We start from the raw sequence: 24,982 nt of genomic DNA on the forward strand, positions 1-24,982 counted from the left end.
ATGGGCGAACCGCGACGGCCTGACCGCGTCGCCGAAGCCATTCGTGAAGAGGTCGCGACCTTCCTTGCAGAAGGCGCGAAGGACCCACGGATCCGCGCGTTCGTTACCGTCACTGCGGTAGACGTCACGCGCGACCTTCGGCACGCGACGGTCTTTGTCAGCCTCATGGGCGACGAAGCCGACAAGAAGAAAACCGTGGAGGGGTTGGCCAGTGTGGCCACCCACCTCCGGTCCAAGCTGGGCAAATCGCTCCGGCTGCGGTCGGCCCCGGAAATTCACTTCCGGGCCGACGAGAGCGTCGCGCGCGCGTCGCGCATCGAAAGTCTGCTCGCGCAGATTCGCGATGAGCGGGAGCAACAGGAGCCCACGGCGCCGGGCGACGCGACTGGCGACGCCGGCCCGTCCACCGACTGAACGGACGCAGCACCGTGCTGGAATCGCACGACGCGGGGCCCCCGCTGTCGTCTGGCCTCTTGTATGTAGACAAACCGGTCGGCATGTCGTCGCACGATGTCGTTGCCGTCGTGCGACGCGCGGCGCGCACCAGGCGCGTCGGTCACGCGGGAACGTTGGATCCGTTCGCCACCGGGCTGCTCGTGCTTGCGGTGGGGCCGTGCACCCGCCTCCTCCCGTATATCGTCGGTGACCCCAAGGTCTACGAAGCCGACGTGCGTTTCGGCTCGGAAACCGACACCGATGATGCGACCGGTTCGGTTACGGTCACGGCGCCAGCGCCACCCAATGCGCGGCTGTCACACGCCGATGATCCCGTACGGCGGGCCGCCGAAGCCACGCTCACCGGCGCCATTGCACAGATTCCCCCCAGCTATTCTGCCAAGCACGTCGATGGTCAACGGGCCTATGATCTGGCCCGCAAGGGACGCGACGTTTCGCTGGCCCCTGTGCAGGTGCGGGTGGATACTTGGGAATGGCTGGCCGGGGACCACGAGACCCTGCGCACCCGGATCACCTGCGGCGGCGGCACATACATTCGGGCTTTGGCCCGTGATTTGGGACGGGCCCTCGGATCGGCGGCGCACTGCGGGACGTTGCGGCGGATGGCCAGCGGACCGGCCACCGTTGGAGAGGCCGTTTTGCTCGAAGACCTTTCCCCCGGTGCCATTGCTGAGGGGAGGGTTCGGCTGCGATCCCCGCTGTCACTCCTCGGAAACATCGGCCACGAACACCTCGGCGACGACCAACTCACCGATCTCAGGCATGGCCGCGAGGTCGCGGCTTCGCAACCCGGTCACCGGGCAGCATTGCTTCGCGACGGCGTGGTGGTGGCCATCGCGGAACGTTCCGCCCGCAACCGCTGGCAACCACGTGTGGTGATGCTCGGAGACGACGCATGACCGGGCACGAACGGGAGATCGGGCTGCCACTGACCGAGGGCGCGGTCATCACGGTCGGGACGTTCGATGGGGTACATCGTGGACACCAGGATGTACTGGCCACACTGGTACAGCACGCCAACGCCCGTGGATTGCCCAGCGTGGTGGTCACCTTCGATCCGCACCCGCTCGAAGTGGTGAATCCTGCGGCAGCCCCCCCGCTCCTTACGCTGCACCACGAAAAGCTGGCCATGTTTGCGCAAACCGGCGTGTCGTATGTCGCCGTGTTGCCCTTCACCCCGCTGCTCGCGGCGTACGAAGCGGAACGGTTCGTGGATGAGGTGCTTCTCGAGCGGTTTGCGATGCGGGAGTTGCTGGTCGGTCATGATCACGGCTTCGGCCGTGGCCGGCTCGGGGATATTGATGTGCTGCGTGCGCTCGGTGCCGCGCGGCTATTCCGGGTCACCGTCCTGCCGCCTGTGCACACCGCCGATGGACACGCCATCAGTTCGACGGCTATTCGGCGTGCCGTCGCGGGGGGCGATCTGGCCCGTGCGGCGGCCGGTCTCGGCCGCCCCTACAGTGTGTCCGGGCGGGTCGTGCGCGGTGACCAGCGGGGGCGGACCCTTGGCTACCCGACCCTGAATCTCGCCCCGCTCTCCGAGCGAAAACTGCTGCCCCCTGATGGGGTCTACGCGGTTCGGGTTCAGCTCCCGGAAGGGCAATTCGGCGGCATGCTCAACCTCGGACCTCGTCCCACCGTGGGGGATCACGGCCGACGGATTGAGGCGCATGTGTTTGACGCCAGTGCCGACTGGTATGGCGCCCAGGTCCGCGTGGACTTCATCGCGCGCCTCCGTGGCACCCGTCCGTTTCCCGGTCTGGATGCCCTCCGGGCACAGTTGGCCGAGGATGAACGGCACGCGCGCGCCGCGCTGGCTACCGCATAGGCGACCGCGTCCCTAAGTTAAGGGGCTTGGCGCACTTCGCGCCGTTTCTCGCGTCTTCCCCAGACGCGCTGTCATTCCCTTTGGCCACCGGCATCGATGGCGAACTTGAAGTACCGCGTCCTGCTCATTGTGGGACTCTTCGCGGCCTCAGCATGGGCCCTCTTTCCGCGCACCGTCGTCGAACGGGTGAAGCGCGATGGTGTGTTCGTGTATGACACCGTGCGTCGTGTCCCGCTCAAGCGCGGACTCGACTTGCAGGGTGGGATGCACCTGACGCTCGAAGTTGACGAGTCAAAGCAGGCGGTTGCCAATAAGTCCGAGGCACTTGACCGTGCCTTGAAAGTGGTACGTCAGCGTATCGACGAATTCGGCGTGTCTGAGCCGGTGGTTCAGAAAGTCGGCGATGATCGCATCATCGTCGAACTCCCCGGTATCGACGACGCCGAACGCGCACAGTCGGTCGTGCAGAAGTCCGCGTTCCTTGAGTTCCAGATTACCGACGAAACCAGCGCGCTCGAGAAGATCACGCCCCGTTTCGACGAAATTGCCAAGGCCGCGGGAATCTCGGTGGGGGCAGCCTCCGCGGTCGCGACGGCCGGTGCGGATTCGGCCAAGCCCACGACGGTGACCTCGCTGCTCACGCAGAAAGCGGATAGCGGCAAGGACACCACGGCGGCGGCTGGCACGACGGCGGCAGACACCGCGAAGCCGGTCCCGGCGCCGGTCGCTGGCGGCCTGTTCGCATCGAACGTGCAGCCCGGGCAGATCCCCGGTCAGTACATCATCCCCGAAGCGGCTTTCCCGGCCATCGAGCGGGCATTGCAGTTGCCGGCCATTCAGGCCGCGATGCCTCCCGGCAAGGTCATGCGATGGGGTGTGGATTCGCTTGGAACAGGCACCCAGCGCTTCCGCGCGCTGTACGTGCTGGATGCGCGTCCGATCATCACTGGTGAAGTCCTCACCGATGCCCGCCCCAACACCGATCCGGTGGAAGGCAACGTCGTGCAGTTCACCCTCAACAATGAGGGCGCCCGTCGCTTCAAGGTGGAAACGGGCAAGCACGTCAAGGACAACATGGCCATCGTGCTCGACCAGCGCGTGATCACGGCCCCCACGCTGCAGAGCGCGATTGGTCGCAATGGCCAGATCACGCTCGGTGGCGGCACGTTGCAGGCGGCGCAGGACCTCGCCCTGGTACTCCGTGCCGGTGCCTTGCCGGTGCCGCTCAAGGTGGCCGAAGTCCGTCAGATTGGCGCCAGCCTTGGCAACGACTCCATCAACAAGGGCATGATTGCCCTCGTGGTGGCGTTCGCCCTCGTATTGGCCATTATGATCGGGTATTACAAGCTCTCTGGCGTGTTGGCTGCGGCGGCGCTGGTGCTGTACCTCATCTACACGCTCGCCATGCTGGCAGGCTTCAACGCCGTGCTCACGCTCCCTGGTCTCGCTGGGTTCGTGCTCTCCATTGGTATCGCGGTTGACGCGAACGTGCTCATCTTCGAGCGCATTCGTGAAGAAGTCGAAGCGGGCAAGTCCACGCGACTGGCCATCGACGAAGGTTTCCGGCACGCGCTCAGCGCCATTGTCGATACGTCGGCAGCCACCATCCTGTCCGGTATGGTGCTCTATCAGTACGGCACCGGCCCGGTGCGTGGGTTTGCTGTCACTCTTGTCGCTGGCCTCGTGGCCTCGCTGTTCACGGCCCTTTTCGTGAGCAAGACCTTCTTCCTGATCTGGCTCGACCGCGCCCGCGGTTCCCAGTCGCTGAGCATCTGAGGCCGTCATGCTGCGCATTTTTCATAACACCTCGTACGAATTCGTAAAGCACTGGAAGCTGGCGGCCATCCTGACGGCGGCGTTTATCGTCGCGGGCATGGTGACGTTCGGCATCACCGGTGGGGTGAACTACAGCATCGAGTTCACCGGTGGCACGCTCATGCAGGCGCAATTCAAGCAGGCGCCCGATGTGGCCGTGGTGCGAAGCGCGCTCGACAAGGCGGGCATCACGGGTGCCGAAATCCAGCAGTTTGGCGGACCGCTTGAATACACCATCCGCGCGCGGGATGAGAAGCAGGTGGAAGCGCAAGCCGCCGGCGCCGAAGGCATCTCCAAGCAGATCGGTCAGGCGCTCGACCAACAGTTTGGCGCTGGGAATGTGACCATCGTCCGTACGGAAGCGGTGGGGCCCAAGGTCGGGAGCGAGCTGCGTTCCGGCGCAGTGACGGCCATGATCATCGCCTCGCTCTTTACGTTGGTCTATCTTGCCATCCGCTTCGACTGGCGTTTCGGCGCAGCGGCGGTGCTCTCCACGTCACACGACATTCTGGTCACGTTCGCGTTCATCAAGATGTTCGACATCGAAGTGTCGCTCACAGTGGTCGCGGCCATCCTGACGCTGCTGGGCTATTCGGCCAACGACACGATCATCATCTTCGACCGCGTCCGCGAAAATCTGCGCAAGCCGCATAAGGGCATGACGCTCGCCATGCTGCTCGACAAGTCGATCAACGAAACGTTGCCGCGGTCTATCATGACGCACGCCACGACGCTGGCCGCCACGATCGCGCTGCTCCTGCTCGCTGGCGAAGTCATCCGGCCCTTTGCGTGGGTAATGGCGTTCGGTGTGTTCGTCGCGACGTTCTCTTCCATCTACGTCGCCGGTCCGATTCTGCTCTGGATCGAATCGAAGTATCCGCGCACCGATGACAGCGCGACCGCCATGGCCGCGAGGGCCGGCAATACGGCCGCCGCGTCTGCCAGCAAGGGTGGCCGTGGTGCGGAGCGTCTCGCCGCGCGCTGAGTCGCGCGGTGAGTACTTCGGCCCTGCCAATGACCGTAGGGGCGTGGGCTGACAGCCATGTGCATTTGGCCAGCACGGCCTTCACAGATGATGTGGAGGCCGTGATCGAGCGGGCCCGCGCTGCAGGAGCGCGGGCCCTTGTCTGTATCGGTGAGTCCCCGGACGCTGCTACTCGCGCTCGTGCCATTGCGGCGCGGTACCCGGAGCTCGTGTTTCATACGTCCGGCGTACACCCGCACGACGCGGCGCAGTGGGATGACCAGCGGAACCCCGCAGTCATCCGCGAGGCCGTCGCCCTCGGCGCTGTCGCCGTTGGGGAGTGCGGTCTCGACTATCACTACGATCACGCGCCCCGTGATGTGCAGCGCCGCACACTCAACGCGCAGCTGATGCTGGCCGCGGAACTGCAGCGGCCGGTCATCCTGCATACCCGGGACGCTGAAGACGACACGCACGACATGTTGCGTGAAGCGGCGGCGGCCGGAATAGTCGGCGTGCTGCATTGCTACACCGGTTCTGTCGCGCTCGCCGAAGCCGGATTGGCTGCCGGTTGGTATGTGTCGTTCAGCGGGATCGTCACCTTTCGCAACTGGGCCGATCTGGCTCTGCTGCAAATTGTGCCCGATGATCGGCTACTGGTAGAGTCTGACGCGCCGTATCTCGCTCCGATCCCCAATCGCGGCAAACGAAACGAGTCGGCCTGGGTGCCACATACCATTCAACGTCTCGCCGCAGCGCGAGGCACTGATCCGGAAGCGTTGGCCGCGCTCACATTACGCAACACACGCCAATTCTTCACGTTGCCCATCGACTGATGCCACGGCATTGCTCGTACGTTTCCCCACCCTCACTACCCACTGTGTCATGAGCATTGAAACGCTGCACACCGACCATGCCCCGAAGGCGATTGGTCCCTACGCACAAGCGGTAAAGGCCAACGGCTTCCTGTTCACCGCCGGGCAGATTCCCTTGCATCCGGTGAGCATGGAAATCGTGGAAGGCGATGTGGCGGCACAGACAGAGCAGGTGCTGGCGAATCTCTCAGCCGTACTTGCTGAAGCAGGAGTGACCTGGAACGATGTGGTGAAAACCACCTGCTTCCTGCGGACCATGGATGATTTCGTGGCCTTCAACACGGTGTATGCCCGTGTGCTCGGCGAGGCGCGCCCCGCTCGCTCCACCGTGGCCGTCGCTGGCCTGCCGCGCAACGTGAGCGTCGAAGTGGAACTCGTCGCGGCTCTTCCGCTGCGCTGAGGAGTATCACCGGCATGGTTCTGCGCGCGTTCCGGCTCGTTGCTCTTGGCTCGCTCTGTGCTGCCGGTCTTCCCGGCAGTGCACAGGCGCAAGCGACCGACTCCACGCGCGCACGAACCTCGGCCGATTCGGCCAAGAATGCTTCCGGCCCAACGAAGGCAGCGGCGCGAGCGGGGGGATTGCCCGGGCGATTCATCCCACCCATTACGCCGCGACGCGCCTTTCTGCTCTCCGCGGTGCTCCCCGGTTTGGGCCAGTCGCGCCTTGATCGAGGCTCGTCAGGAGCACTGTTTGCCGCGGTGGAGTTGTCGGCGTTGGTGATGGTCCGCCGCAGCAGCGCCGACTTGCGGGAAGCCCGACGCTTTCGCCGTGATTCCTTGCCCGCGACGTTTGTGGTCTCCGGCGAAAGGCTGATCAGCCAGGGATCGTTTGTTACCCGATACGACGAAGATCTCGTGCGGACCCGCCGCCTGCATGTGGAAGATTGGCTCGCCGTGATCGGCTTCAACCATTTGTTCGCTGGAGCCGATGCCTTTGTGGCGGCCCAGCTCTGGGATGTGCCCGTCAAGCTGTCGGCGGCCCCGCTCCGCGGGGGCCCACTCTTCATGGCCACGATCGTCTTCTGAACATCACGCCTGTCATGACACGGGCCGCGTCGCCCACCGCCCCCATTGGCGTGTTCGATTCGGGGCTCGGCGGACTTACCGTGGCCCGGGCGGTGCTTCGGCAGCTGCCGAACGAGTCACTGGTGTACGTCGGCGACAGTGCACGAGTGCCCTACGGCCCCAAGAGCCCGGACACCGTACGTCGTTACGCGCTGCAGATCGGCGAATGGCTGGTGGAGCAGGGAGTGAAATGCGTCGTGGTGGCCTGCAATACCGCTACCGCACATGCACTTGAGGCGCTGCAGGCCGCACTGCCCGTACCGGTGATTGGGGTCATTACCCCTGGGGCACGCGCGGCTGTGCGCACCACCACGCACGGCGCCGTGGGGGTGATTGCGACCAGTGGCACCATTGCCTCGGGGGCCTATGTGAAGGCTCTGCGCGTGGCCGCCCAGGGCACCGACATCCCGCTGGCTGTGCAGGCGGTGGCATGTCCGCTGTTCGTGCCACTGGTGGAAGAGGGGTGGGTGGAGCATCCCGCCACGCGCCTCATTGTGCAGCAGTATCTCGCGCCTCTACGTGCACAGGCGGTAGACACCTTGGTGCTTGGGTGCACGCACTACCCGCTGCTGCGTGATGTCATTGCCGACGAAATGGGGGCAACGGTTGCTTTGATTGATAGCGCCGAGGAAACCGCCGTCGATGTGGTCCGGGTACTCAGCGAAAGCAACCGGCTCGCGCCGGATCACGGCACGCCAGTGCACCGTTTTGTTTCCTCCGATGCGCCGCATCACTTCCTCGTGCTCGGCAGCCGATTCCTAGGACGGCCGCTCAACCACGTCGAGCACCACGTGTTCACCTGAGTCATCCCATTGCCTTCGGGAAATACGTGCATCCTCAATCACGAGATACTGGTGATCGAGGTACCACGCACCGGCATTGCCGTAGACGCCCGCCCCGGCATGGACCAGCGTGGGAACATGAGAATGTCCATGCAGCACCAGGCGAGGGCCATCGGTAGCCGTTAGGGCGGCTGTGGCGACCGCCAGCAGTCCGGCGCCTCCATCACGGGCGCGCCCCTTTCGGCTCGTTTTGGAACTTTGCATGGCAATGCGCGAGGCCAGATCGGGGTGAAGCCACGAGAAGGCGGCATTCGACCACGGGTGTCGCAATACGGTGCGCAGGCGGCGATATGGTGCGTCTTCAACCTCGCGAAGCCCGTCACCGTGGGCCAGAAGCGTGTCCCACGCCCCAATCGGGCCGCGCCACGGGTCGAGGGTGTACCTGGCCCCCGTTTCCCGCTGCAGGGCCTCGCCGCCCCAGCAATCATGGTTGCCACCAATCCATAGCACCGGGATTCCGGCATCATGCAGGTCGGCCAATGCGGCGAGCACCCGAAAACCAATACGGGGCATCGCGTAGCGCCAGGCAAACCAGAAATCGAACAGGTCGCCCATAATCACCACCGACCGCGCCTGGGCGGGAATGTCCCGCAACAAACGGAGCAGCGCCCGCTCTGAATCGAGCGTCGCGACGCCAAGGTGCACGTCGCCAATCACATGGCAGGGAGTCGGGAGCACACCGTCAGTCTAACGCGTCCAGGGCGCGCCGACAAAGGGCGGGCTGGGTGCGTGGAACGCCTCACCGGAGCATTTTTCCCGCATGCCTTCTGAAACCGTTTCCGAATTGCGCGTGCGGTACGCCGAGACCGACCAGATGGGGGTGGTGTACCATGCCAACTACCTCGTGTGGTGTGAGATTGGCCGCACTGACTTCATCCGGTACGCCGGCCGATCCTACGCGGACCTTGAACGCGAAGGGGTGTTGCTGGCGGTCTCCGATGCCTCCCTGCGGTTCCATGCGTCGGCACGTTATGACGATCCCATTCGTGTCCACACGACGATGACGACAGTGGGCTCGCGCGGGATGAGCTTTGCCTATCGCATAGTACGGGCGGATACCGGTGCCCTTCTCGTCTCAGCGGCAACGACACTGGTGTCCATCAATCGGGACGGAAAACTGTGTGCATTGCCGCGCGAGGTACGCCACTGGTTGCAGGCGGCCATGCATCAGGAATCCGAACCATCCGACGTGACCACCATCCTCGCGTCCGACGCGACAGGGCATGCGATATGAGGGAGTTTTTTCGGTTGGTGATCCGCGGGGCGGTCTTGATGGCGGCGGCTACGGGTTGCAGTCAGGCCACGATGCGTGGAACGGACGCATCTGTTCCCCCCGCTCCTCTCAGCGCGGATGCCCGTCTGCTGGAAATGGTCGACCAGCGTCGGCCGGATACCGCGCTGGTGGACCAGTTATTGGCTGATCCGGATCCCGTGCGTCGTGCGCGCACCGCGCTGGCCATTGGGCAAGCACGCATTCAGTTGCGCTATGGGCGCCTGCGTCAGTTGCTGGTGGATGGTGACACCGCGATTGCCGCCAACGCCGCGTATGCGCTTGGTATTGCCCGGGACATCGCGTCGGTTCCGGCGCTGGCGCGTGCGGTGGGTGGTGCACCGGATGCCGTGGCGCGCGAAGCCGCGTGGGCTCTGGGCGAAATGGGGGAAATGGGACGCTCGATCATTACACAAGGGCTCGGCGAAGGCATGGAACGGCCACGGGAACAGAGTCCGGTGGGGAGCCGGGGACCGTCCGTTCGCGCCGCGCTGGTGCTGGCCACCGTGAAGCTGCGAAATGCCCCAATGGCCTTGGTCACCCCATGGTTGGCTGACAGCTCGGAGCAGGTTGTTCGCGCCGCCGCGTATGTGGTGGCGCGTCTTCGCGCGCCCGCCGGCGTGCGTGAAATGCTGGTCGTGCGTGCCCATCCGGATGAAGAAGTGCGACAGCATGTCGCCCGGGCGCTCGCTCGCAGTGCCGCCGGTGATTCGTTGGGGGCACCGGCGCGCGAGGCGCTGCGGGTTTTGCTGCGGGACAGCAGTGAGCGCGTGCGTGTGAATGCGGTGCAGAGTGCCGCCACGTACGGGGCGGCCCTGGCCAATGACATTGAACCGCTGTTCCGTGATCCAGCGAGGAACGTACGAATGGCAACGGCCGAGACGTTCGCTGATGTTGGAGGCCGGGAGATCGCCCGCTGGCAGCGCGCGTGGGATACCGACACCATGTTTGCCGTGCGACGCGTGCTCCTGCAGCAGACGCGTCGGCTGGGAATCCCCATCTTTGAGGGGGTCGAGCAGCAGTGGGCAACCAATACGGACTGGCGTGTTCGTGTGGCCGCATTGGGATCGGGCGAACGGGGGGCGGTTTTCGATAGCAGTCTGGCTCGTCGAATGGTGGCCGATCCTGATGCGCGGGTTCGTCGCACCGCGCGATCCCGAATGGGGATCCGTGATTCGGCGGTGAGTGTGGCGCCTCGATCCTCGGCACCTGTTCCGCGTCCTTTGGCGGAGTACGAACGGCTCGTGCAACGCTATTGGCAGCCTGGTGCCATGCCTCCAACGGCGTGCATCGATACCGAGTACGGGACCATCACGTTACAGTTGTTCGCGCGGGAGGCGCCGCTGGTCGTGGAGGCGTTTACCCGGCTGGCCCAACAGGGCAAGTACCGGAACACGACCTTCCATCGCGTGGTACCAAACTTCGTCGTGCAGGACGGCGACATCACCAATGGCACCGGCGATCCGGAACCCTTTTTCTCACTGCGTGAGAGCTGGTCGCGGCAACGGCACGGCCGTGGTTGCCTGGGGTTGGCCACCGCAGGGCCTGATACGGGTGGAAGTCAGTATTACATGTGCCATTCCACGCAGCCGCACCTTGATGGTGGATACACGGTGTTCGGCCGCGTGGTAGATGGGTTTGACGTGATGGATCGCCTCGTGCAGGGAGACATGATGTTGCAGGTCCGGGTGCCGTGACGTGGTATGCCTTGGGTAGCCGTCGTGGTTCGGCCACCATGGCGATGGCGGGGAGCCTCCTGCTGTCAGCGGGCTGCGCCCCGGCGGCGCGGCCGCTGACGGGTGCGCCAACTCGTGCCGTCTTGCCGCCCTCCGCTATTCCGACGGCGCCCACCGTGCTGCGTTTCACCTGGTCCTACAAAGACGAAACCTTTGAGGCTTCAGGAGACGGCGCTGTCCGCCGACTTGGGCCGGATCGGGCACGACTCGACTTCTTTTTGCGGAACGGGATGGCAGGGGGATACGCCATTCTGGTTGGCGATACGTTGACCATACCAGGGATCGATCTCGTCAAGCGGATGCTGCCCCCTGTGCCGCTGCTCTGGGCGTCACTGGGCCGGCTGGCGTTACCGCCAACGGCGGACACGCTGGCCCGTCAGGATGGTGACACGCTGCGGGCCGATCTGGGGACGCTGCGGGGGCGCGATGCGTCCGGTGCAGACGGGCGCGCCTGGCGTGTGGCCTTCGCCGGAACCCAGCTGGCACGCGTCGATCGCATCGAAGACGGAAAAGTCATTGAGTGGATGACCCGGAGCGTAGGGCAGGACGGCCCGCTCCGTTTGCAGTATGTTCATGAGCGCGGCAAGCGACGTCTCGCTATTGCTGTGACCGATACCACGATTGTCGAGGGCTTCGATGACGCCATCTGGCGCCGCCGCTGAACAGAGGGCTGTGATGGACCGAGAGCGTGTTCGCGGGTCCCGGCGGGCGCTGTTGCGCCAGTCGATGTTTGCTGTTGGTGGGTTGGCCATGTGTGCCGTCACAGGTTGCTATGGCTTCTCGGGTGGCGGTGGGCTGCCGCGCACACTGAAAACGGTCGCGATCCAGCCGTTTGACAATCAGACGGCGGCCCCCGAACTCCAGCGCGAGTTGTTTGAGCAGTTGCGCAACGTCATGCGCGATCGCCTCAATCTTCGGGAAGCCCCTGAGGCGCGGGCCGACCTGGTCGTGCGCGGGACCATCGTCACCTACGACGTCGATCTTCCGCTGGGCGCCTCGGCCGACGGACGGAACACGGCGTCCAATCGCCGGCGTCTGCAGCTGGCCATCGACATCGAGATTGTGGAGTCTGCGACCAGTCGGGTGCTGTTGACGAAGAAGGGGCTGGCGCGTGAAGGGCAATACGCGGAAGGAGGCGAAGCCAGTGGCCGCAAGAATGCGCTGGAAAGCCTCATGACCGACATCGTGGAAGGAGTGCAGTCGCAGTGGTAACGCGTGATGCCCCGCGGTATCCCGTTTCGAAAGTGATGGACTGGGACACCGCCGCGCTCTGGCGCCGAGGCGTGCGCGGAAATGTGGTATTTACCAATGGGGTCTTTGATCTGCTGCACCCCGGACACATTGAAGTGCTCGACATGGCGCGTCGCGAAGGCGCCGCGCTGATTGTCGGTCTCAACAGTGACGCATCGGTGCGACGGCTGAAAGGGCCCACGCGGCCGGTGCGCTCCACCGCCGAACGGGCACTGGTGTTGGCCGGCTTGGAGTCGGTGGATGCGGTCGTGGTCTTCGAGGAGGATACGCCGCTCGAGCTCGTGTGGCGCCTCGAGCCGGATGTCATTGTAAAGGGCGGCGACTATTCGCCGGACACCATTGTCGGGGCAGATGTTGTGACAGCGCGCGGCGGTCGTGTTGTTGTCATTCCGCTCGTGAGCGGTCAATCCACCACCTCCATCATCGAGAAACTTCGTGGCTGATTCTCCAACCACCAGTCGTATCCTGCGCGTCGGACGCGCCAACAGCGATCTGCGCCCGGTGACGCTGGAGCGCGGTGCTGTGCCGTATGCCGAGGGCTCGTGTGTTGTGAGTTTCGGGCGTACGCGTGTGCTGTGTGCCGCGTCGGTGGAAAGCGGCGTGCCAGGCTGGAAGAAAGGGTCGGGTGAGGGATGGGTGACGGCGGAGTATGCCATGTTGCCCCGCGCCACTCGCACGCGCGTGTCGCGTGAACGGTCGCAGGTTGGTGGGCGCACACAGGAAATCCAACGGCTGATCGGTCGAAGTGTGCGAGCCATGCTCGACGGGTTCGCTTTCGGGGAGTTCACCGTCAAGGTGGATTGCGATGTGTTGCAGGCGGATGGAGGGACGCGGACTGCTGCCATCACTGGCGCGTGCGTGGCCGTCGAGGATGCCTTTGCGTGGATGGTGGCAACCGGACGGTTGCCGGTGTCGCCGGTTCGGCGCCGCGTGGCCGCCATCAGTGTGGGGATCATCGACGGCGAACCGCGCCTTGATCTCGACTACGAGGAAGATGTACGTGCGGGGGTGGACATGAACGTCGTGATGAGCAGTGAAGGGCGCTTCGTCGAGGTCCAGGGCACCGGGGAGAACGGGACGTTTGCACGCGAGGAACTCAACGCGCTACTGGATTTGGCGGTGCATGGCATCGGGACTCTCGATGGCATGCAGCAGCAGGTGCTGGCCCAGCCGTTGCCCATGCCTGTCTGATGCCCGGTGTGGAGCGTGTGCCCCTGGTGCTGGCCTCCCGGAGTGCCGGCAAGCTGCGTGAATTGGGGCCGCTGTTGCAGCAGCATGGGTGGCGTGCGCTGACGTTGGACGAGCTTGGCGTGGCCGTCGGCGAGGACGAGGACGGACTGGAAGCCTTTGATACGTTCGAAGCCAATGCCCTGGCGAAAGCCCGGTATTTCGCGGAACGTACAGGGCACGTGGTGTTGGCCGATGATTCGGGGCTGGCGGTGGATGCCCTCGATGGGCGTCCGGGGGTCCATAGCAAGCGCTGGTCGGGAAGCCTGTTGGAAGGGCCGGCGCTGGACGAGGCGAACAACCGGTACCTGCAGGACGCGCTGTTGGAGGCGGCCCAGCGGGGAAGGGCAGAGCGGACGGCACGGTACGTCTGCGCGGCAGCCTGTGTGTGGCCTGGGTTCTCCTGTGTGGAGCTGGGGACAACGGCAGGCATGCTGCTGGATGCGCCGCGCGGCGCCGGTGGCTTTGGCTATGACCCGTATTTTTGGTCCAGCGAACTTGAGATGACGTTTGCGGAGGCGACGCGCGACGCGAAAGCCGTCGTGAGTCACCGGGGGCGTGCGTTCAGAGCGTTGTTCGCGGAAATGGAGAAACTTTCCATGAATTTGCTGTCGCCAGTTGACCCGGGCCCCTGGTCGGGATAACATACCCCGCCGCTGGAAGGCGGTGCTGATGAGCGGGGCGTAGCGTAGCCCGGTATCGCGCCTGCTTTGGGAGCAGGAGGTCGCCGGTTCGAATCCGGCCGCCCCGACTTAGTGTGAGGCAGTTGCAGTCAGGTGCCCGCAAGGGTGACCAAGCGTGTGCAGGCGCCAGTAGCTCAGATGGATAGAGCGGCAGCCTTCTAAGCTGTTGGTCGGGGGTTCGAATCCCTCCTGGCGCGTCAACCGGCCGATGTAGGAACCGCGGATGTAGCATTCCGCACCCTTAGCTCAATGGTAGAGCAGCTGACTCTTAATCAGTAGGTTCTAGGTTCGAGTCCTAGAGGGTGCACTTCGCGGCGGTCGCGAGAGCGACCGCCGCGCTTTTTTTCCGAAAGCGAGCTCATCTGTGAGCTCGCGAGAGGGGGAGAAGGAGGTAGTCTGCATGTCACAGTGTGCAGGGTGTCTGGCTGAAACTTCTTTGAAGTTTTTTTCGCCAAAAGGGTTGCGAAGCCGCAAGGAATGGGCGATTATTGCGACCCTTCGAGTGACTCGGCAGTTTTGAGTTGCTTCGGCGGCCAAGGTTTTTGGGTGGCAGCGGCGCGATCTCTATCGACGCCCGCCAACAAAAAGAAGCGAAAAAGGTGTTGACAAACTCGCTTCAACTTGGTAAGTATATGGGCTGCCACTGAAACGGCGGCAATACAAAAAGATGTAACTTGCGCAGCCCCAAGGGGTTGCGAGCAGTTAGAAAACGCTGTTTGACAATCGAAGATAAGATCGATGGATGTGCGGGGCGGTCTCAATGACCTGCGGCTGATCAGGGCTGCAGCGAGAGATCAACCTGAATTCATTAAGTGATTCCGAGCGATCGCCTTTGGGCGGATCGCGAGGAAGAGCCTATCAAAAGGCTCCAAGAGGTAAAACTATTGGAGAGTTTGATCCTGGCTCAGGACGAACGCTGGCGGCGTGCTTAACACATGCAAGTCACGGGGGCCCGCAAGGGTAACCGGCGAACGGGTGCGTAACACGTGAGCAATCTGCCGTACTCTGGGGGATAGCCGGCCCAACGGCCGGGTAATACCGCATACGCTTGTCGAGTGGCATCGCTTGACAAGGAAACCTCCGGGGGAGTACGAGGAGCTCGCGGCCTATCAGCTAGTTGGTGGGGTAACGGCCTACCAAGGCATTGACGGGTAGCTGGTCTGAGAGGATGGCCAGCCACATTGGGACTGAGATACGGCCCAGACTCCTACGGGAGGCAGCAGTGGGGAATATTGCGCAATGGCCGCAAGGCTGACGCAGCGACGCCGCGTGGGGGATGAAGCATTTCGGTGTGTAAACCCCTGTTGCTCGGGACGAACAAGCCTTTTCGAGGGCTCTGACGGTACCGAGTGAGGAAGCACCGGCTAACTCCGTGCCAGCAGCCGCGGTAATACGGAGGGTGCGAGCGTTGTCCGGAATCACTGGGCGTAAAGGGCGCGTAGGTGGTCTGCTAAGCGTGCGGTGAAAGCCTGGGGCTCAACCCCAGGTCTGCCGTGCGAACTGGTGGACTTGAGCACTGTAGAGGCAGGTGGAATTCCGGGTGTAGCGGTGGAATGCGTAGAGATCCGGAAGAACACCGGTGGCGAAGGCGGCCTGCTGGGCAGTAGCTGACACTGAGGCGCGACAGCGTGGGGAGCAAACAGGATTAGATACCCTGGTAGTCCACGCCGTAAACGATGGGGACTAGGTGCTTGGGGGAGCGACCCCTCGAGTGCCGGCGCTAACGCATTAAGTCCCCCGCCTGGGGAGTACGGCCGCAAGGCTGAAACTCAAAGGAATTGACGGGGGCCCGCACAAGCGGTGGAGCATGTGGTTTAATTCGACGCAACGCGAAGAACCTTACCCAGGCTTGACATGGATGAGAAAGCCTCTGGAAACAGGGGCCCCTCTTCGGAGTTCATTCACAGGTGCTGCATGGCTGTCGTCAGCTCGTGTCGTGAGATGTTGGGTTAAGTCCCGCAACGAGCGCAACCCTTGCCCTTAGTTACCAGCGCGTGATGGCGGGGACTCTAGGGGGACTGCCGGTGCCAAACCGGAGGAAGGTGGGGACGACGTCAAGTCATCATGGTCCTTACGTCTGGGGCTACACACGTGCTACAATGGCTGGTACAGAGGGCTGCGAAGTGGCAACACGGAGCCAATCCCTAAAGCCAGCCTCAGTTCGGATTGTCGTCTGCAACTCGACGGCATGAAGCTGGAATCGCTAGTAATCGTGGATCAGCGACGCCACGGTGAATACGTTCCCGGGCCTTGTACACACCGCCCGTCACGCCATGGAAGCTGTGAGCGCCCGAAGTCGGTGCCGGAACCCGCAAGGGACCAAGCCGCCTAAGGCGAGCGCAGTGACTGGGGCGAAGTCGTAACAAGGTAGCCGTAGGGGAACCTGCGGCTGGATCACCTCCTTTCCGGAGCGACGAGTAGGCCGACCGCGCGAGCGGTGGCAGGCTGAAAGTCCCGGATGATAGTCGTCCGCTCTGCACATCCCGATCTTATTTTTGATTGTTGATTTCCGCCCGGCAACGGGGGGGAATCACGCTATTTGACAACGGACGTGGTAGTGATCGTGGGTACTACTGCATTCTCTGTGGCTACAGGCCAGGGGGGATGCAGCTAGGACGAAGAACCTCAGTGAGACGTAGTAACATGTAGTACCGATTGGCGTCGCAAGACGTCGTCTGTTACACGCTCACTCGTTCAAAATAGCGCGTGCTTTGCTTGAAAGAGGGAAAGAGTCAAGCGAACGAAAGTATGTAGGGGATGCCTGGGCACAGAGAGGCGATGAAGGGCGCGGTAAGCTGCGATAAGCGCGGGGGAGCGGCACACACGCTTTGATCCCGCGATGCCCGAATGGGGAAACCCGGCGTGCCGCGAGGCGCGTCACCACGCAAGTGGAGCGAACCAGGGGAACTGAAACATCTAAGTACCCTGAGGAAGAGAAATCAAACGAGATGCCCTCAGTAGTGGCGAGCGAACGGGGTACAGGCCAAACCGATCTCCTTGTGGGATCGGGGTTGTAGGACCAACGGACGCGGCAGGGAACGGTATTCGAAGTCGCCTGGAACGGCGCGCCAGAGACGGTGATAGCCCGGTAGGAGAAACCTAGTAGTTGTCGTAGTTGAGTTCCTGAGTAACGCCCGACCCGAGTAATCGGGCGTGAACCCGGGGGGACCACCCTCCAAGCCTAAAGACTCCTCTGTGACCGATAGTGGACGAGTACCGTGAGGGACAGGTGAAAAGCACCCCTGTGCGGGGAGTGAAAGAGATCCTGAAACTACATACTTACAAGCGGTAGGAGGCTGGGCGTCGCAAGGCGTCACGGCTGACTGCGTGCCTTTTGCATTATGATCCGGCGAGTTACTCCTCAGATGCGAGGCTAAGGTGCTCAGCACCGGAGCCACAGCGAAAGCGAGTCCTGTCACGAGGGCGCATGAGTATCTGGGGGTACGACCCGAAACCAGGGCGATCTACCCATGAGCAGGGTGAAGCTGAGGTAACACTTAGTGGAGGCCCGAACCGGTGTGGGTTGAAAACCATTCGGATGACTTGTGGGTAGGGGTGAAAGGCCAATCAAGCCTGGAGATAGCTGGTTCTCCCCGAAATCTATTGAGGTAGAGCCTCGAGGCGTATTCGCAGGGGGTAGAGCGACTGGAAGGGCGCGGGGGGTCGTAGACCCTACCAACCCCTACCAAACTCCGAATACCTGACGAACGGACCTCGGGAGGCAGTCGCTGAGCGATAATGTCCAGCGGCGAGAGGGAAAGAACCCAGAACCACAGCTAAGGCCCCGAAGTGGCTGCTGAGTATAGCGAAGGATGTCGTCGTGCAGAGACAACTGGGAGGTTGGCTTAGAAGCAGCCATTCCTTGAAAGAGTGCGTAATAGCTCACCAGTCCAGCGTGATGGCGCCGAGAATGGTCGGGATTAAGCAGCCCGCCGAAGCTTGGTCTTCATACTTTGTATGAGGGGTAGGGGAGCGTTCCCGGTGCGTTGAAGTGGGGGTGGAAACCAACCCATGGAGCGACGGGAAGTGAGGATGCCGGATTAAGTACGCGCAAATGCGGGTGAGAACCCCGCACACCGTAAGCCCAAGGATTCCTGCGCCATGGCAATCAGCGCAGGGTGAGGCGGACCCTAAGGCGAGGCCCCAGAGGCGTAGTCGATGGATAGCCGGTCAAGATTCCGGCCCCATCTTATATCCGTTGAAGCAGTCCGGGACCCTGGAACGAAGCGCGAGCGACTTTGTGGATGGTCGTTCAAGGGCGTAGGCGCAAGCCGAGACCTGAGTACGAGGCAAGGGGGCAACTCCGAGCCAAGTCGTGTGGAGTCAGCAGGCAAGAAAAGCGGACTGGGGAGGGTATGAGATGTCCGTACCGCAAACCGACACAGGTGGGCAAGGCGAGTAGCCTCAGGTGAACGAGTGAAACGTGGTCAAGGAACTCGGCATAATGATCCCGTAACTTCGGAAGAAGGGATGCCTGCTTTGGTAGCCAGCTTCGCGCTGGTCGCTCGAGCAGGCCGCAGAGAATCGGCCCAAGCGACTGTTTAGCAAAAACACAGGTGCGTGCCAAGCCGCGTAAGGCGCCGTATACGCACTGACGCCTGCCCGGTGCCGGAAGGTTAAGGGGAGAGGTTAGGGCGCAAGCCCGAAGCTTTGAGCCGAAGCCCCGGTAAACGGCGGCCGTAACTATAACGGTCCTAAGGTAGCGAAATTCCTTGTCGGGTAAGTTCCGACCTGCACGAATGGCGTAACGACTTGGGCACTGTCTCGACCACGCGCTCGGCGAAATAGCAGTCTCGGTGAGGATTCCGAGTCCCCGCGACAGGACAAAAAGACCCCATGCACCTTTACTGTAGCTTGTCATTGGCGTTTGCATAGGACTGTGTAGCATAGGTGGGAGCCGTTGAGCCGGAGGCGCTAGCTTTCGGGGAGGCATCAGTGAAATACCACCCTGTGCTGTGTGAACGCCTCACCGCGGTCGGCAAACCCGATCCGGGACCGTGGCAGGTGGGCAGTTTGACTGGGGCGGTCGCCTCCGAAAGAGTAACGGAGGCGCGCGAAGGTTGGCTCAGCGCGGTCGGTAATCGCGCTTATAGAGTGTAACGGCAGAAGCCAGCCTGACGGCGAGACCGACGGGTCGAGCCGAGACGAAAGTCGGCCGTAGTGATCCGGTAGCCCGGTGTGGATCGGCTATCGCGCAACGGATAAAAGGTACGCTGGGGATAACAGGCTTATCGCGCCCGAGAGTTCATATCGACGGCGCGGTTTGGCACCTCGATGTCGGCTTGTCACATCCTGGGGCTGGAGAAGGTCCCAAGGGTCCGGCTGTTCGCCGGTTAAAGTGGCACATGAGCTGGGTTCAGAACGTCGTGAGACAGTTCGGTCTGTATCCGTCGTGGGCGTTGGAGAATTGAGGGGAGCGGACTTTAGTACGAGAGGACCGAGTCGGACGATCCGCTCGTGTCCCGGCTGTCACGCCAGTGGCACCGCCGGGTAGCGATGATCGGTGGCGATAACCGCTGAACGCATCTAAGTGGGAAGCGCCCCCCAAGATGAATTCTCCCTGGAGCCTTGAGCTCCCTGAAGGGCCGGAGGAGACGACTCCGTCGATAGGCAGCACGTGGAAGCGTCGCGAGACGTTCCGAGCGCAGCTGTCCTAATCGCCCGTGTGGCTTGACTTACCCCCTTGGGGTTTCCCAAGTGGGGCACAGGAATTCCGCAGAGCACACGCTTGTCATGGATCGGCCTCGCCCGAAAGGCGACCGATCCCCTACGATCACACCACCCCGTTTGTCGAATCCGCGCAACACTTGCGTGCACGATTCGCTGGCGACTAGAGCGTCAGGGCCACACCCGTTCCCATCCCGAACACGGTCGTTAAGCCTGATAGCGCCGATGGTACTCCGGGCGAGAGCTCGCGGGAGAGTAGGCCGTCGCCGGCACCCTTGAGCAGCCCCCGTGGGGAGATCTTCGGATCCCCCCCGGGGGCTGTTTGTTTTTTCCGTTAACCCGCTAGCCTTCACCCCGCTCGTCTCCGCACTCCCCCAATCCCTATGGCATGACCCGAGCAGGTATCGTTACGGTCGCCGGCTTCCCCAACGCCGGCAAATCCACCCTGCTCAATCGCCTGGTGGGGGAAAAGCTCGCCATCACCTCCAACAAACCGCAAAGCACCCGCCATCGCATCGTCGGCCTGCGTACCGAAGGCGAGGCCCAGATGGTCATTCTGGATACTCCCGGCCTGCTGGAGCCCAAGGACACGCTGCACAGCGCCATGCGCAACGCCGCCTTGGCCGCCGTGCGCGATGCGGATGTTCTCGTGCACGTCGTGGATGCCACCTCTCGCATTCCCGATAGCTTCCAGGACGCCGCGAAGCTGGCCGCCGCCCCGCGCGCTGCGCTCATTACCGCGCTCAATAAAGTCGACCTGCTCTCAGCAGAGCAGCGCGAGTCGATTGCCCGTCAGCACCCCGAGGCCGTCTTGATCGCCGCCGCGACCGGGGAAGGCATGGACGACCTGGTGCAAGCCATCACCAAGCGGCTCCCCGTCAGTCCGTATCTCTATCCCGACGACGATATCTCAACGCAGCCCGTTCGTTTCTTCTGTGCCGAGTTCGTCCGCGAAACCGCACTCGAGCAGCTGGGCGATGAATTGCCGCATGCGCTGGCCTGTGAAATCGAGGAGTTCCGCGAAGGCTCGTCTCCGCTGTACATTCGCGCGGTCCTGCATGTTGAACGCGACAGCCAGAAACGCATCGTGATTGGAGCCAACGGACAGCAAATCAAGAAGCTCGGCAAAAGCGCTCGCGAAAAGATCGAGCGCTTCGTCGGCCAGCCCGTGTACCTCGACCTGTGGGTCAAGGTGCTTCCGAATTGGCGAAAGAACCGCAGCGCGGTCCTCCGCCTCGGGTACGGCGAGCCGAACGAGCGCACCTGATCGTGCGAATGTCTCGCCGTCCACCCTCCATGATGGGGTGGCTGCTTCCCGTACTCCTGCTTCTTCTGGCACAAACGGCAACTGCACAAAACGGTGGCCTGTTTTTGCTCGTGCCCTTTGGGGCCCGCGCGGTTGGCCAGGGAGAGGCGGTCGTCGCCGACACGACGCTCGGCACCGAAGGCATGTGGTGGAATGCCGCTGCACTCGCACGACTCCCCAAACGGGAAGTGGCCATTCACCACTCGCAAACGGTGATCGCCACCAGCGATATGGTGACGTACGCCATCCCGTCCAAGGTGCTCGGGACGATGGCCGCGTCGGCGTATCTGGTGAATTACGGCGATCAACAGGCCACGGACGCGCAGACCGGCACGCCCATTGGCACCATTACCAACCGGAACTACCAACTCGCCCTGTCGTACGCGACCCCCATCGGCAAGCGATTCAATGCCGGGCTCACGTACAAGTTCATCATGCTGCGCTTTCAGTGTAGCGGCGTGTGTGGGGCCATTCCGGTGATCAGCGGTTCGACCAGTGCGCTTGATCTGGGCGCGCAGTATACGCTCGCCACGAAGATACCGGTCACGCTCGGGATAGCGGCCCGCAACTTCGGACCGGCATTGCAGGTGAAGGACGCCGAACAGGCTGACCCGCTGCCGAGAGTGATTCAGTTTGGGGCCAGGGCGCGCATACCTGTAAAGTCACTCGAAGCGTCCAAGGCATCGCTCGATGTCTCCGCGGATGTGCTGAGTGCATCCGCGCTGGGCGGCGGCGCCGGCGGGATCGGGTTGGCGTTGGGGTACAGGGAGCAGGCCTTCCTCCGGGCCGGATACAAACTGCAGCGCGGACAGGGCGCGGGGCCTTCTGTCGGGTTCGGCTTTCAGCGCGGAGGCTTTGCAGTGGACATCGCCCGGCGCTTTGATGCCCTGTCCTCCCAGCTGGGGGAGCCTCCCACGTACGTCTCGCTACGGGCCCGCTTCTAATGCGCCCCCGGACATCCCTGCTCGCGCTGGTTGCGGTGGTGAGCGGAACGACGGCGCCCCGAATGGGGGCCCAGAACGCCCCCGTGGCCCTTCAGCATCGGGCAACCGAAGTGGCTGCCAATACCGTAGGCTCCGGCACGATGGCCTCCGGGCTCCAGCCGGCGCTAACGGCAGCGGCGGACCCGCCGCGGGCGCCGTGGTGGGCTCCCGTGGCGTCTGGAGTGGTGCCGGGGGCGGGGCAGTTCGCACTCAGGCAACAGCGGAGTGTCGCTTATCTGGTGGCGGAAGCGTTTCTCGTGGTGCAGTACTTCGCAGCACGACGGGATGGCAATCGCGAACGCGACGCCTATCGGGCGCTGGCGATGAATGTCGCCCGCCAGCCATTTGGGGGTACACAGCCTGGCACCTGGGACTATTACGAGCGCCTGGAGCAATTCCTCGAGAGTGGTGCCTACGATCGTGTACCAGGCGGCGCGCTCGACCCTGAAACAGATCCCGCGACGTACAATGGGTTCCGCTGGCAGTTGGCCCGTGAGACCTATTGGCTCAACCCCAACACAGCACCGGCTGTGGGGAGCAGCGAGTATCAGCGGGCCCTCGATTTTTACCAGCGCAATGCAGTCGGTGAAGCATTCCGGTGGAGCTGGCGGGACGCACAGTTGCAGCAGGACGTCTATGTGCAGACCATCCGAGGGGCCAACCGCAGCTACCAGCGGGCCGTGAACATGCTCGGCGTCGTCGCCGTCAATCACCTCGCCAGCCTGATCGATGCCTATGTGAGCGTGCGCATTCGTCACTTTGGTGGCGCCGGCGTTGGCGTCGGGGGCTATGCCGTGGATGGTGTTCATGCCGGCTACCAGCCCACGTCGGCCTACTCTGGCAATTGGCAGGCAGGAGTACGGCTCGCACCGCGCTGATCGTTGCACTGATCGCCGCGCAGCTGCAGAAGCGCCTGCCCAATGACGGCAGGTTCGCACTTTGTGACGGTCGACACATCGTGCCGAATGGCGGAGTATGATCGTCTGTTTGTTGAGCACCCTTCTGTCCCGGCTTCACGGGAGCGGACGTGCTGAGGGTTCCTGCTGGGCGCCGCGGCCCATACCACCTCACAGATCATGACGCACTCCACCAACGATCAGAACGCCATGCTGTTATCGGCGCGAGATGACGACGCGCCCGCCTGGTTGGCAGCGTGGTGGAGTAGCTATGACGGGATGTGTCAGATCACCCGGGATCCGGTGGTGGTTATGGAGCAGGCGCTGAAAGCGCGCCCCCGTCTCATCGTGATCGACGCGTGCGGCACTGACGAGTGGACGGTCGCCGCCATTGCCGCGTGTCGGCGACTCAAGCGGGACACCTACACCGGAATCGTACCGGTGTACATGATCGTGCCACCGACCGCATTTGCGGACGCGTTTGCCGCAGGAGCCGACGAGGTCGTGCGCGACACGGTGGACGCCGAGGAAGCGTTGGCTCGCCTGACCGCCACGCTTCGGCGGAGCGATCGCGACACGGATGTGCATCCCTCCACCCGGCTACCGGGAGCGAGGGAGATTGAAGCCGAGCTGTCGCGCCGGGTGGCCTCCGGCGAGAAGTTTGCTGCCTGCTATGCCGACCTCGATCATTTCAAGGAGTTCAATGATCGGTATGGGTACCACCACGGCGATCAGGTTATCCGTCTGGTGGCGCGCATCCTGCACGATGTCGTCAAGGGGCTCTGCGTTGAGGAGGGCTTCGTGGGCCATATTGGCGGCGATGACTTCCTCTTCACCATTCCGCTGGCGGCCGTACCGCGGGTCTGCGATGAAGTCGTGCATGTTTTTGACGAATTGATACCGCTGCAGTATTCCGAGCAGGACCGTCGCGTGGGATATTTCTTTGGCAAGGATCGCCGAGGTCAGCTCCATCGGGTGCCGCTCATGACTCTGTCCGTGGGCGTGGTCACCAACCAGCGGCGCCATTTCACGCGCGGAATCGAGGTCAGCGAGTTGGCGACGGAAATGAAGAGCTATGCGAAGACGTTGCCGGGGTCGGTGTGGGCGGTGGATCGTCGTCGGGACGAGCCTGCGTCGGCGATGCAGCCAGGCGCCGAGCCACTCCGGGACCGTGGGGAGAAGCGTTCGTCGGTGGGAGGCGTCTGATGACGGTGTCGTGTCCTGAATGTCGCTCGGTATTCCGGGTTGATCCGGCCAAGGTGCCGGCTACCGGCGTCCGGGCGCGCTGCTCGGTGTGTGGTGGTGTGATCGCGATCGCGGGGGGGACACTCCCGGTCTCGGTGACGCCGGTGGGGGCCAGTACGGCCGTCCCAGCCTTTTCTGGTGGTGTCTCGCGAGCGACGCCCGGAATGGCGACCGCAGCGCCGGCCGCACGTCGGGCGACGCCACTGGCGCCGCAGGTACCAGTGGCGGTGCAGGCGCCCACGCCGGTGCGAGCGACTGGAGCCGTGATGGCCGCGCAGCCGACGCCGGTCAACCTTCACGTGGTTGTCGAACAGGCACAGCCCGGACAGGCGGCCCCGTCGCGCCCTGCCACGCCATTGGCCTCCCCGGCCGTGGCCGCACCGGCGCCAGCCCCAATGGCGGCCCCAGTGGCGTCGCCGGTGACCGTGACCTCCGCCACGCCTTACCCCGTCCCGGCCATGGCGACACCGGCCGCCGGAACGCCGGCTGCGGGCAAGAAGCCCATCAACCCGTTCCTTCGAGCGGACCCCTCGCAGCGCGCCCGCCGCTTGGCGCGGGCGCTGGTGTCTGACCTGGTGGCCTACCATCCGCAGAAGCGCGAGGAAGGGCTACGCGATGGCACACTCCGTCAGCTCTTTCGCGAAGAGATCAAGAAGAGCTACGAGGAATACGTGGAACAGGTTGGGCGCGAGGTGGCCGAATCGGCGCCTCACTTTCAGGAAGCCCTGAACGAAATCCTGGCCGGGGGCCGTCGGCTGTTCTAGCAGGGTGTTGTCGCCCGATACCTCCTGTTTTGCACGTGATACGACTGTTCCGGCGTGAGCAGACCCGATAGCTTCCAAGCATTCGAGGGCAGGTTACGCCGCAGGCAAA

22 protein-coding genes, 3 tRNA genes and 3 rRNA genes are annotated in these 24,982 nt (G+C 63.3%); 27 read left to right on the forward strand and 1 reads right to left on the reverse strand.

All coding sequences use genetic code 11. The features are described from left to right. The 9 genes from rbfA (at position 1) to murI (ending at position 7,806) form a co-directional block, all read left to right on the forward strand. Positions 1 to 414: a 30S ribosome-binding factor RbfA gene (gene rbfA / locus GEMMAAP_RS08555; RefSeq protein WP_026850628.1), complete on the forward strand. Its 414-nt coding sequence runs from the start codon at positions 1 to 3 to the stop codon at positions 412 to 414. A 14-nt stretch (positions 415 to 428) separates the two neighbouring features. Continuing rightward, positions 429 to 1,355, forward strand: coding sequence for a tRNA pseudouridine(55) synthase TruB (gene truB / locus GEMMAAP_RS08560; protein WP_145979067.1), 927 nt, complete (start codon positions 429 to 431; stop codon positions 1,353 to 1,355). Next, a complete protein-coding gene (locus tag GEMMAAP_RS08565; RefSeq protein WP_053334440.1) occupies positions 1,352 to 2,284 on the forward strand; it encodes a bifunctional riboflavin kinase/FAD synthetase in 933 nt (310 codons plus the stop codon). Before truB ends, GEMMAAP_RS08565 begins: the two co-directional genes overlap by 4 nt. Before the next feature lie 96 nt (positions 2,285 to 2,380). Beyond that, complete coding sequence (gene secD, locus GEMMAAP_RS08570; RefSeq protein WP_053334441.1) at positions 2,381 to 4,060, forward strand: protein translocase subunit SecD; 1,680 nt, start codon at positions 2,381 to 2,383, stop codon at positions 4,058 to 4,060. Between the two features lie 7 nt (positions 4,061 to 4,067). After that, positions 4,068 to 5,084 (forward strand): protein translocase subunit SecF, encoded by a 1,017-nt coding sequence (secF, locus tag GEMMAAP_RS08575; RefSeq protein ID WP_053334442.1) that lies wholly within the window; start codon positions 4,068 to 4,070, stop codon positions 5,082 to 5,084. Positions 5,085 to 5,092: 8 nt separating this feature from the next. Then, positions 5,093 to 5,899 (forward strand): TatD family hydrolase, encoded by an 807-nt coding sequence (locus GEMMAAP_RS08580; protein ID WP_145979068.1) that lies wholly within the window; start codon positions 5,093 to 5,095, stop codon positions 5,897 to 5,899. Between the two features lie 49 nt (positions 5,900 to 5,948). Then, on the forward strand, positions 5,949 to 6,338 hold the full coding sequence (locus GEMMAAP_RS08585) for a RidA family protein (protein WP_026850631.1): 390 nt from the start codon (positions 5,949 to 5,951) through the stop codon (positions 6,336 to 6,338). A 14-nt stretch (positions 6,339 to 6,352) separates the two neighbouring features. Continuing rightward, the gene (locus tag GEMMAAP_RS08590) at positions 6,353 to 6,964 is read left to right on the forward strand and encodes a hypothetical protein (RefSeq protein WP_026850632.1); all 612 of its coding nucleotides are present in this window, start codon (positions 6,353 to 6,355) and stop codon (positions 6,962 to 6,964) included. A gap of 14 nt (positions 6,965 to 6,978) precedes the next feature. Beyond that, complete coding sequence (gene murI / locus GEMMAAP_RS08595; RefSeq protein WP_026850633.1) at positions 6,979 to 7,806, forward strand: glutamate racemase; 828 nt, start codon at positions 6,979 to 6,981, stop codon at positions 7,804 to 7,806. Here murI and GEMMAAP_RS08600 read toward each other — a convergent pair. Then, on the reverse strand, positions 7,762 to 8,523 hold the full coding sequence (locus GEMMAAP_RS08600) for a UDP-2,3-diacylglucosamine diphosphatase (RefSeq protein ID WP_082821187.1): 762 nt from the start codon (positions 8,521 to 8,523) through the stop codon (positions 7,762 to 7,764). The genes murI and GEMMAAP_RS08600 overlap by 45 nt on opposite strands. A gap of 82 nt (positions 8,524 to 8,605) precedes the next feature. On the opposite strand from GEMMAAP_RS08600, the gene GEMMAAP_RS08605 reads away from it, so the two are divergent. The 18 genes from GEMMAAP_RS08605 (at position 8,606) to GEMMAAP_RS08700 (ending at position 24,873) form a co-directional block, all read left to right on the forward strand. Then, positions 8,606 to 9,079 carry an acyl-CoA thioesterase gene (locus GEMMAAP_RS08605; protein WP_053334444.1) on the forward strand — a complete coding sequence of 158 codons (474 nt, stop codon included), beginning with the start codon at positions 8,606 to 8,608 and terminating at the stop codon, positions 9,077 to 9,079. A gap of 134 nt (positions 9,080 to 9,213) precedes the next feature. Further along, positions 9,214 to 10,812 carry a peptidylprolyl isomerase gene (locus tag GEMMAAP_RS19980; protein WP_158514788.1) on the forward strand — a complete coding sequence of 533 codons (1,599 nt, stop codon included), beginning with the start codon at positions 9,214 to 9,216 and terminating at the stop codon, positions 10,810 to 10,812. After that, the gene (locus GEMMAAP_RS08625; protein WP_026850635.1) at positions 10,809 to 11,513 is read left to right on the forward strand and encodes a hypothetical protein; all 705 of its coding nucleotides are present in this window, start codon (positions 10,809 to 10,811) and stop codon (positions 11,511 to 11,513) included. The genes GEMMAAP_RS19980 and GEMMAAP_RS08625 overlap by 4 nt, the downstream gene beginning before the upstream one ends. Before the next feature lie 13 nt (positions 11,514 to 11,526). Continuing rightward, positions 11,527 to 12,063 carry an LPS assembly lipoprotein LptE gene (gene lptE, locus GEMMAAP_RS08630; protein ID WP_158514789.1) on the forward strand — a complete coding sequence of 179 codons (537 nt, stop codon included), beginning with the start codon at positions 11,527 to 11,529 and terminating at the stop codon, positions 12,061 to 12,063. Between the two features lie 35 nt (positions 12,064 to 12,098). After that, entirely contained in the window at positions 12,099 to 12,545 is a 447-nt protein-coding gene (rfaE2, locus tag GEMMAAP_RS08635; RefSeq protein WP_053334445.1) for a D-glycero-beta-D-manno-heptose 1-phosphate adenylyltransferase, read from the forward strand. Continuing rightward, complete coding sequence (rph, locus tag GEMMAAP_RS08640) at positions 12,538 to 13,293, forward strand: ribonuclease PH (RefSeq protein ID WP_043581410.1); 756 nt, start codon at positions 12,538 to 12,540, stop codon at positions 13,291 to 13,293. Before rfaE2 ends, rph begins: the two co-directional genes overlap by 8 nt. After that, a complete protein-coding gene (locus tag GEMMAAP_RS08645; protein WP_043581412.1) occupies positions 13,293 to 13,973 on the forward strand; it encodes a non-canonical purine NTP pyrophosphatase in 681 nt (226 codons plus the stop codon). The genes rph and GEMMAAP_RS08645 overlap by 1 nt, the downstream gene beginning before the upstream one ends. A 33-nt stretch (positions 13,974 to 14,006) precedes the next feature. Beyond that, positions 14,007 to 14,080: transfer RNA gene (locus tag GEMMAAP_RS08650), tRNA-Pro, on the forward strand. Positions 14,081 to 14,135: 55 nt separating this feature from the next. After that, a tRNA-Arg gene (locus tag GEMMAAP_RS08655) sits at positions 14,136 to 14,209 on the forward strand. A gap of 38 nt (positions 14,210 to 14,247) precedes the next feature. Next, positions 14,248 to 14,319 (forward strand) — tRNA-Lys (locus GEMMAAP_RS08660). Positions 14,320 to 14,893: 574 nt separating this feature from the next. Beyond that, positions 14,894 to 16,417 (forward strand): 16S ribosomal RNA (locus tag GEMMAAP_RS08665). A gap of 325 nt (positions 16,418 to 16,742) precedes the next feature. Then, positions 16,743 to 19,690, forward strand: a 23S ribosomal RNA gene (locus GEMMAAP_RS08670). Between the two features lie 144 nt (positions 19,691 to 19,834). Continuing rightward, a 5S ribosomal RNA gene (gene rrf / locus GEMMAAP_RS08675) occupies positions 19,835 to 19,951 on the forward strand. The 16S, 23S and 5S rRNA genes sit together here, the layout of an rRNA operon. A gap of 116 nt (positions 19,952 to 20,067) precedes the next feature. After that, positions 20,068 to 20,946: a GTPase Era gene (gene era / locus GEMMAAP_RS08680; protein WP_026850866.1), complete on the forward strand. Its 879-nt coding sequence runs from the start codon at positions 20,068 to 20,070 to the stop codon at positions 20,944 to 20,946. Positions 20,947 to 20,954: 8 nt separating this feature from the next. Continuing rightward, a complete protein-coding gene (locus GEMMAAP_RS08685) occupies positions 20,955 to 21,929 on the forward strand; it encodes a PorV/PorQ family protein (RefSeq protein WP_145979069.1) in 975 nt (324 codons plus the stop codon). Next, a complete protein-coding gene (locus GEMMAAP_RS08690; protein ID WP_026850864.1) occupies positions 21,929 to 22,846 on the forward strand; it encodes a hypothetical protein in 918 nt (305 codons plus the stop codon). Before GEMMAAP_RS08685 ends, GEMMAAP_RS08690 begins: the two co-directional genes overlap by 1 nt. A gap of 198 nt (positions 22,847 to 23,044) precedes the next feature. Then, the gene (locus GEMMAAP_RS08695; protein ID WP_053334553.1) at positions 23,045 to 24,070 is read left to right on the forward strand and encodes a GGDEF domain-containing protein; all 1,026 of its coding nucleotides are present in this window, start codon (positions 23,045 to 23,047) and stop codon (positions 24,068 to 24,070) included. Then, a complete protein-coding gene (locus tag GEMMAAP_RS08700) occupies positions 24,070 to 24,873 on the forward strand; it encodes a zinc-ribbon domain-containing protein (protein WP_026850863.1) in 804 nt (267 codons plus the stop codon). The genes GEMMAAP_RS08695 and GEMMAAP_RS08700 overlap by 1 nt, the downstream gene beginning before the upstream one ends. Positions 24,874 to 24,982 lie beyond the last annotated feature (109 nt).

The organism is Gemmatimonas phototrophica, assembly GCF_000695095.2.
Lineage (GTDB): Bacteria > Gemmatimonadota > Gemmatimonadetes > Gemmatimonadales > Gemmatimonadaceae > Gemmatimonas > Gemmatimonas phototrophica.

Excerpts from the sequence above, each read along its gene's own strand:
- GEMMAAP_RS08645 (WP_043581412.1), top strand. The coding sequence starts at position 13,293 with ATGCCCGGTGTGGAGCGTGTGCCCCTGGTGCTGGCCTCCCGGAGTGCC.
- GEMMAAP_RS08565 (WP_053334440.1), top strand. The coding sequence starts at position 1,352 with ATGACCGGGCACGAACGGGAGATCGGGCTGCCACTGACCGAGGGCGCG.
- secD (WP_053334441.1), top strand. The coding sequence starts at position 2,381 with ATGGCGAACTTGAAGTACCGCGTCCTGCTCATTGTGGGACTCTTCGCG.
- GEMMAAP_RS08685 (WP_145979069.1), top strand. The coding sequence starts at position 20,955 with ATGTCTCGCCGTCCACCCTCCATGATGGGGTGGCTGCTTCCCGTACTC.
- murI (WP_026850633.1), top strand. The coding sequence starts at position 6,979 with ATGACACGGGCCGCGTCGCCCACCGCCCCCATTGGCGTGTTCGATTCG.
- GEMMAAP_RS08690 (WP_026850864.1), top strand. The coding sequence starts at position 21,929 with ATGCGCCCCCGGACATCCCTGCTCGCGCTGGTTGCGGTGGTGAGCGGA.
- lptE (WP_158514789.1), top strand. The coding sequence starts at position 11,527 with ATGGACCGAGAGCGTGTTCGCGGGTCCCGGCGGGCGCTGTTGCGCCAG.
- rfaE2 (WP_053334445.1), top strand. The coding sequence starts at position 12,099 with ATGGACTGGGACACCGCCGCGCTCTGGCGCCGAGGCGTGCGCGGAAAT.
- GEMMAAP_RS08605 (WP_053334444.1), top strand. The coding sequence starts at position 8,606 with ATGCCTTCTGAAACCGTTTCCGAATTGCGCGTGCGGTACGCCGAGACC.
- GEMMAAP_RS08590 (WP_026850632.1), top strand. The coding sequence starts at position 6,353 with ATGGTTCTGCGCGCGTTCCGGCTCGTTGCTCTTGGCTCGCTCTGTGCT.
- GEMMAAP_RS08695 (WP_053334553.1), top strand. The coding sequence starts at position 23,045 with ATGACGCACTCCACCAACGATCAGAACGCCATGCTGTTATCGGCGCGA.
- rbfA (WP_026850628.1), top strand. The coding sequence starts at position 1 with ATGGGCGAACCGCGACGGCCTGACCGCGTCGCCGAAGCCATTCGTGAA.
- GEMMAAP_RS19980 (WP_158514788.1), top strand. The coding sequence starts at position 9,214 with ATGGTCGACCAGCGTCGGCCGGATACCGCGCTGGTGGACCAGTTATTG.
- era (WP_026850866.1), top strand. The coding sequence starts at position 20,068 with ATGACCCGAGCAGGTATCGTTACGGTCGCCGGCTTCCCCAACGCCGGC.
- GEMMAAP_RS08700 (WP_026850863.1), top strand. The coding sequence starts at position 24,070 with ATGACGGTGTCGTGTCCTGAATGTCGCTCGGTATTCCGGGTTGATCCG.
- GEMMAAP_RS08585 (WP_026850631.1), top strand. The coding sequence starts at position 5,949 with ATGAGCATTGAAACGCTGCACACCGACCATGCCCCGAAGGCGATTGGT.
- secF (WP_053334442.1), top strand. The coding sequence starts at position 4,068 with ATGCTGCGCATTTTTCATAACACCTCGTACGAATTCGTAAAGCACTGG.